The sequence below is a fragment of the Ferrimonas sp. SCSIO 43195 genome (assembly GCF_023716685.1).
Lineage (GTDB): Bacteria > Pseudomonadota > Gammaproteobacteria > Enterobacterales > Shewanellaceae > Ferrimonas > Ferrimonas kyonanensis.
Genome location: NZ_CP072679.1, coordinates 913,278 through 930,042, shown reverse-complemented (window position 1 = coordinate 930,042; position 16,765 = coordinate 913,278). Strand labels below are relative to the sequence as shown.

Sequence of the window (16,765 nt, the reverse complement as noted above, 5' to 3'; positions counted from 1 at the left end):
ATTACGCCTCCTTCTGCCAAGCTTGAGTGCGCAGGATGTCGGCAAACACCCCGGCGGCGGTCACCGCAGTACCGGCGCCGTAGCCACGGAGTACAAACGGCAGCGGCTGATAGTAGCGACTGTAGAACGCCAGCGCATTTTCCCCCCCCTTGATGGCATACAGCGGGTGCTCCGGCCCCACCGCCTGGACCGAGACCTTGCAGCCGCCGTCATCGTCGATGGCCCCCACGTAGCGCAGCACCTTGCCTTCGGCGCGGGCGGCAGCAACCCGGGCGGCCACATCGGCATCGGCCTTGGGCAGGTTAGCCATAAAGGTGTCGGTATCGCCGCTGGCATCGAACGCCGCCGGCAGCACACTGTCCACCTGTATCTGATCCATCTCCAGCTCAAGGCCGGCTTCCCGGGCCAGGATCAATACCTTTCTGGCCACATCCAGGCCGGAAAGGTCCTCGCGGGGATCCGGCTCGGTAAAGCCCTTGTCACGAGCCTGGGCCGTGGCCTGAGACAGGCTGATCCCCTCCTCCAGCAGTCCGAAGATGTAGGACAACGAGCCAGACAGGATGCCGCCGAAGCTGTGCAGCTGATCACCGGCCCGAATCAACCCCTGCAGGTTGTCGATCACCGGCAGGCCAGCACCGACATTGGTTTCATACAGGAACTGGCGCCGCTGCTTGCGGGCCACCTGGCGCAGTTGCTGGTAATACGCCATGGACGCGGTATTGGCTTTTTTGTTGGGGGTCACCACATGCAGTCCGGCGTTCATGGCATCCAGATAGCGCTCCGCCAGGGCGTCACTGGCACTGCAGTCCACCAACACCGGGTTGGTGAGTTTGGCGTGATGGGCAAAATCAAACAGCGCCTGCAGCGCCATCGGCTCGTCACAGCGACCCAGTTGATCGCGCCAATCCTTCAGATCCAGGCCTCGAGCATTGAGCAACATGGTGCGGGAGTTGGCGATGCCACAGACTCGCAGGGCCACATGCTGGTCACTGAGCACCTGCTGCTGTTGCTGAATCTGGCTCAGTAACTCGGCGCCTACCTGGCCACAGCCCACCAGCAACACATCCACAAACAACCGGCTGTCGAAGAAGTTCTGATGGCAGATGCGCATGGCGGCCGCCGCATCCTCATTGGCCACCACCGCCGAAATGGCTCGCTCGGAGCTGCCCTGAGCAATGGCGGCAATGTTGATGCTGGCCTGCGCCAGGGAGCGGAAGAACCGCGCCGCCACCCCTTTGCGGGTCTTCATGCCATCGCCCACCAGGGTAATGATGGCGTGGTGGGGCATCAGCTCCAGCGGATCGAGCATGTCGCTCTTCAGCTCCAGGGCAAAGGTCTCTTCCAGGGCCTGCACCGCCCGCTCTTGATCCGCCTGCTCGACGCAGAAGGAGATGGAATACTCCGATGAGCTCTGAGTGATCAGGCTCACGGACACTCCCGCCAGGCTCATGGCCTCAAACACTCGGGAAGCCATGCCAACCATGCCCTTCATCCCCGGGCCGGAGACGCTGATCATGGTCTGATCCGCCAGGTGGCTGACCGCCTTGACCGCATCACTGCCGGCGCCATCCTGATGGATCAGGGTGCCCGGAGCTTGTGGATTGAGGGTGTTGCGAATGCGACAGGGGATCTGATGTTGAGCGATGGGAGAAATGGTTCGGGGGTGAAGGACCTTGGCGCCGAAGTAGGACAGCTCCATCGCCTCCTTGTAACTCATTTCGGTGAGCAGGCGGGCATCGGGCACCAAGCGGGGATCGACGCTGTAGACACCGTCGACGTCGGTCCAGATCTCGCAACTGTCAGCGTGCAAACAGGCCGCCAGTGCCGCCGCAGAGTAATCGGAGCCGTTACGCCCCAGGGTCACGGTCTGCCCCAGCTCGTTGCAGGCGGTGAAGCCAGGCATCACCCAGAAGCGGTACTCCCCCACCGGCAACGACGCCAGTCGCTGACGGCTGGCTTCGATGTCCACCTGGGCATCCAGCGCCTCACCGCGGGCCACCAGGTAACGACGGGGCTCCAGCAGGGCACAGCGCTCACCGGCCCCCTCAAGCAGTGCCATCATCAGGTGCACCGACAGGCGTTCGCCCACCACCATCACCTCGGCGACCACCTCATCCGGGCAGCGACCCAGCAATGACACCCCCTGCAGCTTCTGCGCCACCAGCTCCAACTCCTGTTTCCACAGTTGCTGCAGTGCTTCACGGGCATCCAGGCTCAGTTCGGCTCCCTGGCTCAGCTGATTCAGTTTGTCCTCTACCGGTGCCAGCAACTGGTCATCAAAACCGGCTACCGCCTGACGAACCGCTTTCTCCAGGGCGTTGGTCACCCCCTGAGGAGCCGACAGCACCAATGCCAGGGAAAACCCTTCGACGCTGTCTCGTGCCAGTTGTGCCACTTGAGCAAACCGCTCTGCATTGGCCAGGGAGGAACCCCCAAACTTCATCACCTTCATCGTGCCTCTCCTGTATGCCCTAACCCTGAAACGAAGAAAGCCCGCTCAGGGAGCGGGCTTTCTAATATTCGGATGGTGTCTATCCAGATACTATCAGCCCGCCCCGCCACCGGTACCGGTGCCAGTAATCACAGTAATGGTTGTGATTAGAGCCGCGTGAATTAGCATAGTATTCTGAATAAACTCCTAAAACTTGTCCTTTTAACTTGGCTCAGATGGCCCCCTTGAGTCAAGGGTTATTTTTTCAGCGCCTTGTTGATGTCGCCGATCAAGGTGTGGGCCATGGCCACATCCCGTTGATTCGCCAGCCCCAGTGTGTCCTGAAGCCACAGCCGCAGTGGATCATCGTCATCGAGACTCAAGTCATTCATCAGGGTTATGGCCCGGCGTTTCAGTGCCGACAGTTGTGGCACTTCCGCCTGCCCCTGCGGCTCGGGCAGCGCCAGCTGAGAAAATTCATAGGCGTATAACATCGCCGCCTGGGCCAGGTTTAACGACGGATAGGTATTGACCAGCGGAATGGTGGTCAGGCGATCCGCCAGCGCCAGATCCGCATTGCTGAGGCCGGATTCCTCGCAGCCAAACACCAGCCCGACCCGGGATACTGCCGCTCCCAGTTGCTGCACCTGAGTGACCGCTTGGGCCGGGGTATACAACGGCCGCTTATCCCCACGACGACGGGCAGTACTGGCGATCACCAGATCCAGATCCGCCACCGCCTCGGCCAGCGTTTGATGCTGGGTGGCATTGCTCAGAATCTCCTGACTGCCATGGGCCACCCAACTGGCCTCATCGCTCAGGTGGGCCTGTGAGGCCACCACTCTCAGGCGCTCAAAGCCCATGGTTTTCATCGCCCGGGCCACCGCCCCGACGTTTTCGCCCCTGGCGGGCGCCACCAGAATAAAAGTCAGTTCCACAATCTCTCCTCGCGTTTGCCGCCAGAGTAGCGAAATCCTCACCATAGGCAAGCCCTAAGCTTGATGGCATCGCCACAAATACCCATCTGACGCAGAGTACAGCCGAATAGTCATCAACGAATGAATGAGTTAGGTTAAAGAGTGGACGATGGACAGCGCCAACTTTGAGTGGGTTACAGGAGTACCAGCATGGATCAGGGAACGCCCAAACGGATCGCCTATCGAATTTTAACCGGCTTTGACCAGCATTACCGGCTGTTTTCCCGCATCAACGCCGGGGCACCGGAACGCTTTCTCAATGCCGACTGGCACGGGGTTCAGCGGGCTCAGAAAGAGCGAATACGCTACTACAGCCGCCGAGTCTCGGAAACCGTGGCGGTGCTGATGCGGCAGTTGGACAGCCCCACCATCTCCACCGAATTGTGGCGGGCCACCAAGACCGAATACAGCCAGCTGCTGCAGGGGCACCCACAAGCGGAACTGGCTGAGACCTTCTTTAACTCGGTGTTTGCCCGGCTGTTCCGGCACCGGGGCCTGGACAACCAACACCTGTATATCCACACCAGTTGCGCCCGCCGTGCCCCCTTCGCCCCCCACCTGCTGTGCTATCGGTTTGCCCTGCGCCACGACCCCACAGCCGCATTCAGAAAGGCCATTGGCTATGCCCGGCTGCAGCTGAAATTTGCCGATCTGGACGCCGATCTGACTCGACTCGAGCGACGGCTGGCGACCCTGCTGCAACGCATCGACGCCCACGACGTCGAGTTTCTGAAACCGGTGTTCTACCGCAACAAGGGCGCCTACCTGATTGGCCGTCTCATCGGCCGCCGCGGTGAATCGCCGCTGATTCTGCCGATTCGCCATGGCGAAGGCGGTCTGAGCATCGATGCCGCCATTACGCGCCAGGACGACTGCTCGGTGATTTTCAGCTTCACCCGCGCCTACTTCATGGTCGACACCGATCGGCCGGCGGCGCTGCTGCGCTACCTGCGCCACCTGATGCCCAACAAATCCTGGGCCGAACTGTACAGTGCCATCGGCCTGCAGAAACACGGCAAGACCGAGTTCTATCGGGACTTCCTCAGCCACCTCAATCACAGCAGTGATCAGTTTGTCATTGCCCCCGGGATCAAGGGGATGGTGATGAGCGTCTTCACCCTGCCCTCCTACGACGTGGTGTTCAAGCTGATCAAGGATCGGTTTGCCCCACCGAAGGAGAGCAACAAGGAGGAGGTGCAGCAGAAATACAACCTGGTTAAAGAGCACGACCGGGTCGGTCGCATGGCCGACACTCAGGAGTTTCGCAATTTTGCCTTTCCCCGCCACCGCTTCAGTCCGGCGCTGCTGGAGGAGTTGCTGGAAGTGGCGCCGTCCGAGGTGGAGCTCGATGGCGACCGGGTGATCATTCGCCACCTGTACATCGAGCGACGCATGACCCCTCTCAACCTGTTTCTGGACGGTGCCGAAGACCTGGAGATTCATCACGCCATTGGCGAGTACGGCCACGCCATCAAGCAACTGGCGGCGGCCAACATCTTTCCCGGTGACATGCTGTTTAAGAATTTCGGTGTCACCCGCCACGGCCGGGTGGTGTTCTACGATTACGATGAAATCGATTACATGACCGATTGCAACTTTCGAGTCATCCCCGAACCCCGCTACCCGGAAGATGAGATGGCGGCCGAACCCTGGTATTCCATCGGCCCCAAGGACATCTTTCCGGAGGAGTTCGGCCGCTTCCTTCTGGGGCGGCCAGCCATTCGCAAGAGCTTTATGGCCCAACACCGGGATCTGCTGGATGCCCGCTACTGGCAGACTCTGCAACAACAGATTCGCGACGGCCAATACCCGGAGATCCGCCCCTATCGAGAGTCCTGTCGACTGTAAATGCCAGCCACAGCGGGCTCAAAGGCAAAAATGTTGGCTCAATCATGGTGCCGGGACGGTGAAATCCGTATGATTTGGGCCTTTCACACCGAATTGTTTTGGAGACCCGGATGAAAATTGCTGCGAATACCGTAGTAACCATGCACTACCGCCTGCGTGATGGTGACGGTGAACTGATCGAAGATTCCTTTGATGGCCAGCCTATGCAGTACATGCACGGCACCAATAACCTGATCCCGGGTTTGGAAGCGGAACTCAACGACAAAGCCGCTGGCGACAAGATGAGCGTTAGCGTCGCCCCTGAGCAAGCCTATGGTCCTTACCAGGACGGCCTGAAGCAGGAAGTGCCTATGGCCGCCTTTGCCGGTGTCGAAGACATCGCTCCTGGCATGCGCTTTATGGCAGAAACCGATCAGGGCCCGACTCCGGTCACCGTGACCGAAGTCAAGGACGACACCGTTGTGGTTGATGGTAACCACCCTCTGGCTGGCGTTACCCTGAACTTCGATGTCGAAGTGGTTGAGGTTCGCGCCGCCACCGAAGAGGAGATCGCTCACGGTCACCTGCACGCCGAAGGCGGTTGCTGTGGCGGTGGTTGCTCTGGTGAAGACAAGGGCGACGACCACGAATGCTGCGGCGGCACCGGCGAGTGCGGCGGCGAAGGCCATCACGGCAAGGGCGGTTGTGGCTGTCACTAAGCCCAACTGACCTGAAAAAAACGGCAGCCTCGGCTGCCGTTTTTTATGGCTGCTCCAGCGTCATTCAGCCCTCGGTACCGGGCACCACCAGCAGGTGGCTGCGCATGCGGTGCAAAATCGCTTCGGCGGTATTTCCGATAACAAATCCCAGCAAGCCCCGGCGCTGCCTGGCACCGATGGCAAAATAGCCGACGCCCAGTGTCGCCGCCAACTGCGGCAGACACTCACTGGCGTCCCCCACCTGCACATGAATCTGCTCCTTGGGCAATGCCAGGGACTCCAGCAGCAACCCATGCTTGCGATACACCTCCTTGAGCAGGTGGCGAGTGTCGATGATCTCCAGATCCCGAACCACCCTGGACAGGCGAATCACATAGGCCACGTGCAGTTTGCCGCCAGTCGCCTTAACCAACTCTCTGGCCGCATGCAATACCTGCTGATTCAGCCGTTGCTTGGCCTCACTCCCGGATCCCAAATCCAACGCCGCCAGCACATCCTGGCCCTGAGCCGGCTGGTGATCGGTCAGCAGCATCAGCGGCACCCGGGTTCGACGAATCAGGTGCCAATCGGTGGGCAGCAGATGGTCACTTTGCCGGTAGGCCTTCACCACCATGGTAAAGCCGTTGTTCACCAGCTCACAGATGTCATCGGCGATGCCCTTGGCCCAGCGCACCGTGGTCGGTACGCTCTGCCCCAGGGCGGTCACCCTGTGCCTGAGAGCGGCACTGCGGCTGGCCATCAATTCCGACTTAATGCCATTGACCACCTCTTCGGGCGTGCCTTCCATGACCGACAAAGGTTCATAGCAATAGCCCACCACCTCGGCCTTGGCGCTCAGGGCCTGGGCTAGCTCCAGCCCCTTGTTGATGGCATCAAACTGCTGTTCCTTTTCCGGTGCAACAATCAATAACTTCTGCATAGTGCCCCCCCATTGATTCAGACCAAAAGAGCAATTCCCTCTCTTTAGCCTACATGGCTGGGTTTCAACTTGCAGAATTTTTGATGTTTTTTCCACCGAACGAGGTCTGGCACCAACTCAGAGGAGCATGACAAGGCGCCCCCGAAGCGGGGGCGCGCGCAGACGGCTTACTCGCCGCGAAGGGTTTTGGCAACCTTCTGCACCGCCTCGTGGGCGTGCTGTTCACTGGCTTGCTCACCGGGCTTCAACTCCAGATCGGCGCGCTTGTGCAGGCCGGTCATGTCTTCGGCAATGTGCAGCCAGTCCGGATGCCAGTACAGGGTGGTTTTCTCATCCACCTGCCAACGATGAACACCGCTGTCCTTACCCTGATAGTTGATGTTGCCCGGTTCATAATCCATGGTATTGCTCTCCGATTAAAAAGACTCGAAATAAGCGTAGCGCCATTTTTCGCCCTTAAGCCAGATCCAGCTCATGAATACCGATACCGCGGTCATCCGTGCACGGCCATAAAAACGACACAACCCGGCACCAGGGCCGGGTTGTGTGCAGACTCATCGCCGTTACGGGAAGGCGGGCAACATCCCCAGCAACGCCAACGATTCGCATACCATCACCAGCACCCCGAAGCCCAGTACTCCGTACAGACGGCCGTTGCCGCCTGCCACCCGGAATGACTGACTCTGGCCACGTCGACGCAGCACCAAAGCGATGGCGCAAGGCAGAATCAATACGAAGATGCTGGCCAGCAGAGAGGCATAGCCAATGGCGACAATAAAGCCATCGGGAATGGCCACCCCAAGAATCATTGGCGGCAAAAAGGTGATGGCACCGGCGATGGCGGTATCCCGACGGCTGTCCCCCAGGCCACACTGATCTTTAACGAAATCCAGCAGACCCAGAGCCACCCCGAGGAAGGAACTGGCCAGGGCAAACTTGGCGAAGAAACTCAGCAGGGTATCGATGAGGTTGCCATCGACCGCATCGCCCACGGCCGCAATCAGGGCACCGACGTTACCGCCATTGGACACCACTTCACCAAAGTCATCCCGGGAGACGGTCCCCAGAATCGCCAACTGCCACACCGCGTAGATGGACAAGGCCAGCACACTGCCCACCAGAATAGCAGAACGGGATTTGACGATGTCCTTGTTGTAGTGCTTCACAATGCTCGGCACGGTGCTGTGATAACCAAAGCTGATGGCCAGCACCGGAATGCCCAGCCAGATGTAGGGCAGAGTGTCTGCCATACCCGCCGCCGGAAACAGCTTGTCGGCGCTGACTTCGGAGGCCAGCATGCCGGTGGAGGTGATAAAGGCGATGACCATGGCCCCAATCATGATGGTGCTAACCCGGTCTACCGCCCGGGAACCCAGCAACACAATGCCACCGAGCACGATGCCGAAAATCAACCCCGCCTGCCAGTTGGCCAGAGACAAGCCAAAGCCGGCATTGAGGCTAGAGGCCAGAACCGACGATCCGCCGGAGATGTAGGCGTAACAAAGGATGTAGCTGACGAACCCCACAGAGCACAGGGAGGCAATCACTCCGGGCTTACCCAGAGTATCCTGAGCCATGGTGGCGTAACTGGCGCCACTGCGGTAGTTCATGTTGGCCTCCGCCAGATACATGGCGGAGCTGTAAGAGCAGAAGCAACAGATGGCCAGGATGATCATCGACCAGCCAAACCACATGCCGGCACTCATCACTGGCAGGGACAGCATGCCTGCCCCAATCGCCGTACCGGCAATGATCATCGCCCCACCCAGAACACTGGGTGAAGCCGATTTCGTTGATGTCGCTAATACAACTTCTGACATCGGTTACTCCACTTCTTTAATTGTTATGGTGCCGAGAGAATCAAGCTTTGCAGCCTATCCCGCTCCGCGTCGGATAAATTCTTTAATGTGTTTGAGCAACGAGTGATGGTGGCAATGCTGACGTTCAATGTTGCGGCGATCTGACGTTGGGTCAACTCCCCGGCCAGTAATGCCCGGAACACCGCCAATCGGGCACCGATGGCTTCACGTTCATCCAGGGTTAACAGCAACAAAAACAACGGCGCCAGAGATTCCTTTCGGCCTTGCTCAGCGATAAGTTCCAGCGCCTTATCCCAATACTCAGATTCCATAAAATGTTTACTCCACATGTAATGCCGTAGCATTACACCGTTACAGCAGGACAAAAGCGAACGCCATTCCGAAAATCTGCGAAGTCGACGACACTTTCAGACACAAACGAGAGCTTGGTCACAGGGGCGGTTTGGCGTTATTATTCACAGCGGAACAACATACTTAGGGAAAACATAACAATGACAAGATGTTCAATGCTGTTGGCCGCCCTGCTCGTCTCCACCAGTGGCAGCGCCATTGCCGAAGGTGCTTTTAACAGCGCCGACGACGCCATCGCCTACCGGCAACACGCCTTTGGGCTGATCAAAGAGAACTTTGGTGACATGTACGCCATGGTCAAAGGGAAAAAAGAGATGGACGCCGACGCGTTTCAGCGCCGGGCTCAGCACCTGTCTCTGTTGAGCCAGATCCCCTTTGAGGCGTTCAAAGTACCGGGATCCAACAAAGGGGATACCGAAGCCCTGGCCTCCGTCTGGAGCGACAGCGCCAAGTTCGATCAGATCGCCAAAGAGTTCCAGAGCGCGTCTGCCAACCTGGCCAAAGTCAGTGGCAGCGGCGACGCCAAGGCGATCAAACAAGCCTTTGGCGCCACCGGCAAGGCCTGTAAAAGCTGCCACGATCAGTTCAAGCAGGACTGATAACCACAAAGGGCTGCCCATGGCAGCCCTTTGTCGGTAAGTGATTGCTTCACCATAACGGCAGTATCAGCCAATACAGCACGGTTCCCCCCACCAACACTAAGGGCACCAGCCAACAGATGGGCGCCACCGCATTCGAGCGTCGACCGCCGGCGGTCATGCCGTAACCGGTGATCATCGCCTCCACCAGATTGACCCCATTGATTCGATAAAACACGATGGCACACAGGTGCATCAGCACGGTCACCACAATCAGGTCAAAGAACCAGTGGTGCAGGCTGGTCATGGTCCCGGCCAACGCGCCACTGACCGATGACGACAACGGCCCTTCCGCCAGAATGTCATCGGTGGCGAACAAACCGGTCATCACCTGCGCCATCAGCAACAGCATCATCACCACCACCATATAGCCTCCGGCCGGATTATGACCAAAGTAGGGGCGTTCATGGGCATGCCAATTAAAGAGGTAGTGCAGAACCGCGCCAGGACGGCGGACGAAATGATTGAATCGGGCAGTGGTGGTACCGATGAATCCCCACAACAGGCGCACCATCAACAGCACCATCAGCAGGTATGCACAGGTCATGTGCCACTCCATCATCCCCTGTTCGGCTGTGAACCAACACAGAGGCAGGAGCGCAACTGAGCCCCAGTGGAACAGCCTAACCATGCCATCCCAGATCTTAACCTTCACCATAAACTCCTTGGAATCCGGTCAGGCAAGGAGATTCAAAAATGCGGTCAATTAACAGTCAAACCGCGGCACTCCTTCGCCCTAAATCCAACCCATAATGCGCTTGTTTCGGTTATCCCTCAAGCAGAAAAGTGGGTTTTTTTAACCTAAGTTGAACCGGTTGGATAAGTTTGCAGCATTCACCAAAAAGGTGATCGAGATCACTTTACCCGCGCCCAGTGGTAGGGGTAGTCTGAAGTTGAACCTGATTTTGGGTTAACAGAAGGGGAACTCTATGAGAATTGAAATTACCAGCAAACACCTCACCGTTACCGACCCCATTCGTGAGCGCATCGAGAGCCGGTTTGAGAAACTGGAGCGTCATGAAGTCAACCTGATTACCCCCCATGTCATCATCACCCAAGAAGGACCCGAGTTTCAGATTGAAGCCTCTATGGGCATTCCCAGCGGTAAACTGTTTGCCAAAGCGTCTCATGAGAACCTGTACAACGCCATCAACCAGATGGGACAACGCCTGGAACGTCAACTGAATCGACACACTCACAAAGACCAGTCCAAGCGTCATATCAAGCCTGCCGCCATCGAAATCGAGGTAGATGCAGAAGAGGCGGAATCCGCCGCCTGAACGACCCCGGGTTGAGGTTTCGACCCACATAGGAAAGGAGTGGCGCCGGCAAACAGCTGGCGCTTTTGGTTTATTGACAACCGCACCAACAAGCCGCTAGTGTAAGCCCATGCAAACTCTGCCACAGCACGACCTGTTTATTTTCTTTTTTACACCCCCCAAATAGGGAGGCGGGACTCGGGTGTCAAAAAGAAAGTAACCAACCCAAGCAAGCCTCCCCAGCCGGGGAGGCTTTTTTGTATCAGCCGCGCCATGGGCTCACTAAACCGAGGATGAGATGGACCTAAATAAAATCAGAACCGACATCAACAACGTCGATGGCGAACTGCTGTCCCTGTTGGCCAAGCGTCGCCAGCTGACACTGAATGTGGCCCGCAGCAAAGAGATTGACCTGAAACCGGTACGGGATCAGGAGCGGGAGCAACAACTGCTGGAGAAACTGGTCGCCCTGGGCAAAGAGCAGGGGCTGGACGCCCAGTACGTAGTGCGGCTATTTCAAACCATTATTGAAGACTCGGTATTGCGCCAACAAGCCTGGTTGCAGGGACAACAGAACACCTCTCAGGATCTGGTCACCGTCGCCTACCTTGGAGCCAAAGGCAGCTACAGCTACATTGCCGCCCACGGCTATTTTGCCCGCCGCGACCATTCACTGGTGGAGCTGGGCTGCCCCAATTTTGATGACGTTGTGCAAGCGGTGGAGCGCGGCAATGCGGACTACGGCATTCTGCCCATCGAAAACACCTCTTCCGGCTCCATCAACGAAGTCTATGACCTGCTTCAGCAGACCCACCTGCAGATCGTCGGCGAAACCACCGAAACCATCGGCCACTGTCTGCTGACCCTGCCTGGCGCCGATCTGTCGGCCATCTCCACCATCTATGCCCACCCCCAGGTGATCTCCCAGTGCAGCAATCACCTGCGGCAGTATCATGGCGTCAAGCTGGAGTACTGCGCCAGCTCCGCCCACGCCATGGCGCAGGTGAAAGACAGCCAGGACCCCACCCGCGCCGCCATTGCCAGCAAGGCCGGCGGCGAACTGTATGGCCTGGAGCCCCGCCAGGAGAAACTGGCCAACCAGGCGGAAAATGAGAGTCGCTTCATTCTGGTGTCCCGTAAAGCCAAAGACGTACCGGTTCAGGTACCGGCTAAAACCACCCTGATTATGGCCACCGGCCAGAAAGCCGGTGCCCTGGTGGACGCGCTGCTGGTGCTGAAAAACAACGGCCTGATCATGAGCAAACTCACCAGCCGGCCGATTCCTGGCAACCCCTGGGAGGAGATGTTCTACCTGGACATTGAGGCCAACATCAACAGCGATAATATGAAGCAAGCCCTGGCAGAGCTGGTGCCCATCACCCGCTTCATCAAGATTCTCGGCTGTTATCAGAGCGAGCGCATCATGCCCACCGAGCTGGAGTGACTCAGCATGTAAACACAGGCCGCCATCTGGCGGCTTTTTTTATTCAAAACATTCATTTCAATGAAATAGCCAGCCCAGGTTACCGGTCTATTCTGCACTGACAGTTTTCCAAGGACGGCATGCCATGTTTGCTCTGGCCGAGCGCCTGATGGCGCAACTTACCTTTCGATTCAAGATCCTGCTACTGACTCTACTGCTGCTGCTGCCGTTACTGGCACTGTTGCTGCCCTTTGCCACCCAAAAACTGGCCCAGCTTGAGCACATTCAACAAGCACAGAGCACCCGCCAACAGCTGCTGGCACTGCAGCCGTACTGGCAGCAGCGATGGCGGTTCGATGAGGCTCGCCAACTGGCGCGCTTCAGTGACGCCCCTCTGCCCGCCACACCAGCCGCAGCCGCGTCGATGCCTGAGCCGCTTAACACCGAGCTCAGCAGTGACCAGATCACCGACGTGGACACCGTCGTTCAATGGCTGTCTGGCCAGACCAACCAAGCCGGCCTCGCCACCTTTATCGACGACCCCATGGCCCTGGCACTGTGGTCCCACGGCCACGTTAGCTGGCAACTGGAGTTGGCGCAGCTGAGCGGTCTGATACGGGCACTGCAGCAACAGGGGCGCTTTACCCCAGAGCTATACCTGGCTCTCAGTGCCCAGCTCGAACGCCTGAACCGTAAGTTCAAAGGACTGAACGGCGCCATGGGGTTCGCCGCCGAGGCCAGGCCCGATCGCTGGCAACACCTGGATCCCTCGGTGCAGATACGCCAATACCTGGACTGGGTGCAACGCCATTTCATCGATGCCGATGAGGTTGACCCCAGCCTATCGGCGCCGCAACAACAAACGGCGTTACTGCAACGCCTAAGTGCCACCCACGAGCAGCTCGATGGCCTTATCGCACGGCAATTAACCGACGCCAGAGCTGCCATTCAACACAGCCTGTGGCTGCAATCCGGCCTGCTGGCGCTGTCACTGCTGATGGCGGTATGGCTGATGACAGGCTTTTATCGACAGATGACCGCCATGGTGGAGGCCACCCGTGACGCCGCCACCGAGTTTGCCCAGGGCAACCTCAGCGCCCGCATCACGCTGAGCGGTCGGGATGAACTCAACGAAATTGGCCGTCAGTTTAACGCCCTGGCACAGGCCACCCGAACCCTGGTGACCGACACCCATCACGCCACCGGCGCCGTTCGTCAGCAGAGTGAGCAGATGCAGCAAGCCGCGACCGATGCCTGTCAGGCTACCGGCCGCCAGGATGCGATGCTGGCCAACATTCAGGATGCCAATGGCCACCTGGCGCACCACGCCCGGCAGATGGCCGATGAGACTCGTCACGATGTGGATCGAGTCCAGACGTTGAAACATCAGATGCAACAGGGGCTGTCGCTGATGACCGATGCCCGTCTCGAGGTCGAGGGAGTGAGTGCGCGTATCCATCAGGCTCACAGCATCACCGACCAGCTGGATAAGACCACCGAACAGATCGACTCGGTGGTCAGTGAGATTGCCCAGATTGCCGAACAAACCAATCTATTGGCCCTCAATGCCGCCATCGAAGCTGCCCGGGCCGGCGAACAGGGGCGAGGATTTGCGGTGGTCGCCGATGAGGTTCGCACCCTGGCCACTCGCACCGCCGGCTCAACTTCGGAGATTCGGCGGATGATCGAAAACGTCACCTCCACCACTGCCGAGGTGGTCACCGCCATGGGACTGTCCACCGCTCAGGCCAACAGCGCCGATGAGCGGGTTCGGCGATTGGCCGACGCCCTGCAAAGCCTGGAGCAGGGCCTGACCGGCATTCTCAACAGCAGCGATCGAGTGGCGGAGCGCTGCCGGAGCCAAGTCAGTCTCACCGAGCAGGTGCAGCAATTGGTGAACGACAGCCAGCAGCAGTTGCACAGCGCCATCGCCGCCGGTGAGCAAAGCAGTGACAATAGCCGCTCGCTGCAGCAATTGGCCGCGGCGCTGGATCAGCAACTTCGGCACTACCGGCTGTAACGGCAGAAACAAAAACACCGGGCCAGGGCCCGGTGTTGATTCGGTGACTTTGGATCTTTTGGGCCTCAGCCCTCGGAGCGGTTGTCGTTGGCGCTGAGCAACATGTTGCCACTTTCACTCTGAAACTGATTGGCGAAGTCACCAAACCAGTCGGCGATGTCGTTGAACTGAGCCTCAAAGCCGGCTTTGTCGCCATGCTCCAGCATCTTCAATGCTTCCTGATAACGGTCCATATAGTGCCGGGCCCGGGCCAGGGTATCTGGCTGAGAGAAGATGATGTCGCCATACAGCTTGGCGTCCTGTGCAAACAGGCGACCGACCATCGCCAGCTCCAGGCGGTAGATAGGCGAACTGAATTGCAACAGCTGATCCAGATCCGCCCGCTCCCGGCGCAGGTGAGCGCCATACACAAAGGCGGTAAAGTGGCGCATCGCCTGCACCAGTTGCATCGCCTGATCGTGTTCCGCCGCCGACGCTTCATGGATTCGGGCGCCCCAGATGCGAATCTGCTCCAGCAACCACTGATAGCGGGCTTCGTCGCGGCCATGACAAACCACCACCACCTGTTTGGCCAGGCTGGACAAGTCCGGGCCAAACATCGGGTGTAAGCCGACCACCGGCCCCTGATGCTTACCGAGCATGGCCGCCAGCGGCGCTTGTTTGATGCTGGTGAGATCCAGCAGCACGCACTCCGGTGGCAATTCAGGCAATTGTGCAATCACCGCATTGGTATGGTGAATCGGCACACTGACCACCACCACTCCGGCACCATCGAGAATGGCATCGGCGTTGGGCCAGTCGTCCTTATCCAGAATCCGTACTTCGTAGCCGGACAGGCGGAACAGCTGGCTGAACAGGGTTCCCAGCTTACCGGCACCGCCGACGATGACGATGGGGCCGACATCGGGGTTGATGCATTTAAAGCCGACGTCATTCTCGCTGGCATAAGACTCGCGCATGATGCGCCGCAGCAGATCTTCGATCAACTGCGGAGGCACTCCCATCAGGGTGGCCTCCTCACGACGCTTCATCAACATCGCCGCTTCCCGCTTCGGCGCGTAGATGGGCAGGCCCTGCTCGTGCTTGATGCTGCCCACCTCGCCCACCAGATCGAGGCGGCGACGCAACAACGTCAGCAGCTCTTTATCGACCTCGTCGATGCGGTCCCGCAACCGGTCCAGTTCCTGACTGCTTCGTTCTGCCATCATTGACCTCCAAAGCGCGTCGGCAAGATTGGCGCCAGTTCCCGGGCACCCTGGCGCAGCAGCTGCTCGGTGTCGTCCCAATCGATGCAGGCATCGGTAATGGATACCCCATATTCCATCTCCTCCTTCGGCAGCTCCGAGGATTGATTGCCCGCCTTCAGGTGGCTCTCCAGCATGATGCCTATGATCGAGGTGTTGCCCTCTTGAATCTGGTTGAAGACGTTTTGTGCCACCAAGGGCTGGCGGCGGTGATCTTTAGAAGAGTTGCCGTGGCTGCAATCCACCATCAGGCGGGAAGTCAGCCCCGCCTCATGCAGTTGGCGGGTACACAGCTCGACATTGACCGAGTCGTAGTTTGGCTGCTTGCCGCCCCGCAGAATCACGTGACCGTCCGGGTTGCCCTGAGTCTGCATCAACGCCACCTGCCCGGCCTGGTTGATGCCCATAAAACGGTGGCCGCTGGCGGCGGACTGCAACGCATTCATGGCCACGTCCAGCTTGCCGTCGGTGCCATTTTTAAAGCCCACCGGCATCGACAGCCCCGAGGCCATCTCCCGGTGAGTCTGAGATTCGGTGGTGCGGGCACCAATGGCCGACCAGGAGAACAACTCCCCCAGGTACTGAGGGCTGATGGGATCCAGGGCTTCGGTGGCCACCGGCAATCCCAGCTCCGCTAGCCAGATCAGCAATTCACGTGCATTGCGCAGCCCCTTCTCGACATCGAAGGAGTTGTCCATGTCCGGATCGTTGATCAACCCTTTCCAGCCCACGGTGGTGCGCGGCTTTTCGAAATACACTCGCATCAGGATGTACATCTGATCGCTGAGCTCGTCGTGCAGGGTCTTCAGCTTCAGGGCGTACTCTTTGGCCGAGGCCACATCGTGAATGGAACACGGGCCGGTTACCACCAGCAGTCGGTTGTCCCGCTTGTGTACGATGTCGGCGACCTTGGCGCGGGCGCCGTTAATATATCGATAAGCCTGCTCGGAGAGGGGCAGCTGCTGTTTCAACTGCTCAGGGGTAGTCAGGACCTGTTCGGACTGAATGTGGATATTGTAAATACTGTCCTTTTGCATTACTGCTTCTCCAAGTAGTACCTATCTGTGGCTTATTAACGATAGGTTTGTGAACCCAACCGGTGCTGCCGGCCTGAGTTCAATGTGCCTTGTCTACTGT

General features: G+C 58.6%; 14 protein-coding genes, 1 pseudogene and 1 other annotated feature. Of the genes and pseudogenes, 6 read left to right on the top strand and 9 right to left on the bottom strand.

The annotated features are described in order from the left end of the window. Position 1: 1 nt before the first annotated feature. Both thrA and J8Z22_RS04445 read right to left on the bottom strand, forming a co-directional pair. Positions 2 to 2,452: a bifunctional aspartate kinase/homoserine dehydrogenase I gene (thrA, locus tag J8Z22_RS04450; RefSeq protein WP_028113970.1), complete on the bottom strand. Its 2,451-nt coding sequence runs from the start codon at positions 2,450 to 2,452 to the stop codon at positions 2 to 4. A 236-nt stretch (positions 2,453 to 2,688) separates the two neighbouring features. After that, complete coding sequence (locus tag J8Z22_RS04445; RefSeq protein ID WP_252009027.1) at positions 2,689 to 3,369, bottom strand: tRNA/rRNA methyltransferase; 681 nt, start codon at positions 3,367 to 3,369, stop codon at positions 2,689 to 2,691. 189 nt (positions 3,370 to 3,558) lie between these two features. On the opposite strand from J8Z22_RS04445, the gene aceK reads away from it, so the two are divergent. Beyond that, positions 3,559 to 5,256, top strand: a complete 1,698-nt coding sequence (gene aceK / locus J8Z22_RS04440; protein WP_252009025.1) for a bifunctional isocitrate dehydrogenase kinase/phosphatase — start codon at positions 3,559 to 3,561, stop codon at positions 5,254 to 5,256. Positions 5,257 to 5,366: 110 nt separating this feature from the next. Then, positions 5,367 to 5,954 carry a peptidylprolyl isomerase gene (slyD, locus tag J8Z22_RS04435; protein WP_035416051.1) on the top strand — a complete coding sequence of 196 codons (588 nt, stop codon included), beginning with the start codon at positions 5,367 to 5,369 and terminating at the stop codon, positions 5,952 to 5,954. Positions 5,955 to 6,018: 64 nt separating this feature from the next. On the opposite strand, the gene J8Z22_RS04430 is transcribed toward slyD, so the two are convergent. From J8Z22_RS04430 to trpR, 4 genes are all read right to left on the bottom strand, one after another. Continuing rightward, complete coding sequence (locus tag J8Z22_RS04430; protein ID WP_028113973.1) at positions 6,019 to 6,873, bottom strand: universal stress protein; 855 nt, start codon at positions 6,871 to 6,873, stop codon at positions 6,019 to 6,021. 167 nt (positions 6,874 to 7,040) lie between these two features. Then, positions 7,041 to 7,274 carry a hypothetical protein gene (locus tag J8Z22_RS04425; protein ID WP_028113974.1) on the bottom strand — a complete coding sequence of 78 codons (234 nt, stop codon included), beginning with the start codon at positions 7,272 to 7,274 and terminating at the stop codon, positions 7,041 to 7,043. 162 nt (positions 7,275 to 7,436) lie between these two features. Continuing rightward, positions 7,437 to 8,693 carry an amino acid permease gene (locus J8Z22_RS04420; RefSeq protein WP_252009021.1) on the bottom strand — a complete coding sequence of 419 codons (1,257 nt, stop codon included), beginning with the start codon at positions 8,691 to 8,693 and terminating at the stop codon, positions 7,437 to 7,439. A 23-nt stretch (positions 8,694 to 8,716) separates the two neighbouring features. Beyond that, positions 8,717 to 9,004, bottom strand: coding sequence for a trp operon repressor (trpR, locus tag J8Z22_RS04415; RefSeq protein ID WP_028113976.1), 288 nt, complete (start codon positions 9,002 to 9,004; stop codon positions 8,717 to 8,719). Positions 9,005 to 9,184: 180 nt separating this feature from the next. On the opposite strand from trpR, the gene J8Z22_RS04410 reads away from it, so the two are divergent. Next, the gene (locus J8Z22_RS04410; RefSeq protein ID WP_028113977.1) at positions 9,185 to 9,643 is read left to right on the top strand and encodes a cytochrome c; all 459 of its coding nucleotides are present in this window, start codon (positions 9,185 to 9,187) and stop codon (positions 9,641 to 9,643) included. A 49-nt stretch (positions 9,644 to 9,692) separates the two neighbouring features. Here J8Z22_RS04410 and J8Z22_RS04405 read toward each other — a convergent pair whose 3' ends face one another. After that, positions 9,693 to 10,313, bottom strand: coding sequence for a cytochrome b/b6 domain-containing protein (locus tag J8Z22_RS04405; RefSeq protein ID WP_252010450.1), 621 nt, complete (start codon positions 10,311 to 10,313; stop codon positions 9,693 to 9,695). Positions 10,314 to 10,611: 298 nt separating this feature from the next. Between J8Z22_RS04405 and hpf the strand changes: the two genes are divergently transcribed. The 3 genes and pseudogenes from hpf to J8Z22_RS04390 all read left to right on the top strand — a co-directional run bounded on the left by hpf (position 10,612) and on the right by J8Z22_RS04390 (position 14,384). Next, a complete protein-coding gene (gene hpf, locus J8Z22_RS04400; RefSeq protein WP_252009018.1) occupies positions 10,612 to 10,962 on the top strand; it encodes a ribosome hibernation-promoting factor, HPF/YfiA family in 351 nt (116 codons plus the stop codon). Between the two features lie 114 nt (positions 10,963 to 11,076). Further along, positions 11,077 to 11,202: a sequence feature (Phe leader region), on the top strand. Positions 11,203 to 11,239: 37 nt separating this feature from the next. Further along, a pseudogene (locus tag J8Z22_RS04395) lies at positions 11,240 to 12,379 on the top strand (chorismate mutase); the annotation flags it as partial. A 130-nt stretch (positions 12,380 to 12,509) separates the two neighbouring features. After that, the gene (locus J8Z22_RS04390; protein ID WP_252009015.1) at positions 12,510 to 14,384 is read left to right on the top strand and encodes a methyl-accepting chemotaxis protein; all 1,875 of its coding nucleotides are present in this window, start codon (positions 12,510 to 12,512) and stop codon (positions 14,382 to 14,384) included. Positions 14,385 to 14,449: 65 nt separating this feature from the next. On the opposite strand, the gene tyrA is transcribed toward J8Z22_RS04390, so the two are convergent. Further along, on the bottom strand, positions 14,450 to 15,589 hold the full coding sequence (tyrA, locus tag J8Z22_RS04385) for a bifunctional chorismate mutase/prephenate dehydrogenase (RefSeq protein WP_028113981.1): 1,140 nt from the start codon (positions 15,587 to 15,589) through the stop codon (positions 14,450 to 14,452). Continuing rightward, the gene (locus J8Z22_RS04380) at positions 15,589 to 16,665 is read right to left on the bottom strand and encodes a 3-deoxy-7-phosphoheptulonate synthase (RefSeq protein WP_028113982.1); all 1,077 of its coding nucleotides are present in this window, start codon (positions 16,663 to 16,665) and stop codon (positions 15,589 to 15,591) included. Before J8Z22_RS04380 ends, tyrA begins: the two co-directional genes overlap by 1 nt. Positions 16,666 to 16,765: the final 100 nt, after the last annotated feature.

Excerpts from the sequence above, each read along its gene's own strand:
- trpR (WP_028113976.1), bottom strand. The coding sequence starts at position 9,004 with ATGGAATCTGAGTATTGGGATAAGGCGCTGGAACTTATCGCTGAGCAA.
- aceK (WP_252009025.1), top strand. The coding sequence starts at position 3,559 with ATGGATCAGGGAACGCCCAAACGGATCGCCTATCGAATTTTAACCGGC.
- hpf (WP_252009018.1), top strand. The coding sequence starts at position 10,612 with ATGAGAATTGAAATTACCAGCAAACACCTCACCGTTACCGACCCCATT.
- slyD (WP_035416051.1), top strand. The coding sequence starts at position 5,367 with ATGAAAATTGCTGCGAATACCGTAGTAACCATGCACTACCGCCTGCGT.
- J8Z22_RS04430 (WP_028113973.1), bottom strand. The coding sequence starts at position 6,873 with ATGCAGAAGTTATTGATTGTTGCACCGGAAAAGGAACAGCAGTTTGAT.
- J8Z22_RS04380 (WP_028113982.1), bottom strand. The coding sequence starts at position 16,665 with ATGCAAAAGGACAGTATTTACAATATCCACATTCAGTCCGAACAGGTC.
- J8Z22_RS04425 (WP_028113974.1), bottom strand. The coding sequence starts at position 7,274 with ATGGATTATGAACCGGGCAACATCAACTATCAGGGTAAGGACAGCGGT.
- tyrA (WP_028113981.1), bottom strand. The coding sequence starts at position 15,589 with ATGGCAGAACGAAGCAGTCAGGAACTGGACCGGTTGCGGGACCGCATC.
- J8Z22_RS04410 (WP_028113977.1), top strand. The coding sequence starts at position 9,185 with ATGACAAGATGTTCAATGCTGTTGGCCGCCCTGCTCGTCTCCACCAGT.
- J8Z22_RS04405 (WP_252010450.1), bottom strand. The coding sequence starts at position 10,313 with ATGGTTAGGCTGTTCCACTGGGGCTCAGTTGCGCTCCTGCCTCTGTGT.
- J8Z22_RS04390 (WP_252009015.1), top strand. The coding sequence starts at position 12,510 with ATGTTTGCTCTGGCCGAGCGCCTGATGGCGCAACTTACCTTTCGATTC.
- thrA (WP_028113970.1), bottom strand. The coding sequence starts at position 2,452 with ATGAAGGTGATGAAGTTTGGGGGTTCCTCCCTGGCCAATGCAGAGCGG.
- J8Z22_RS04420 (WP_252009021.1), bottom strand. The coding sequence starts at position 8,693 with ATGTCAGAAGTTGTATTAGCGACATCAACGAAATCGGCTTCACCCAGT.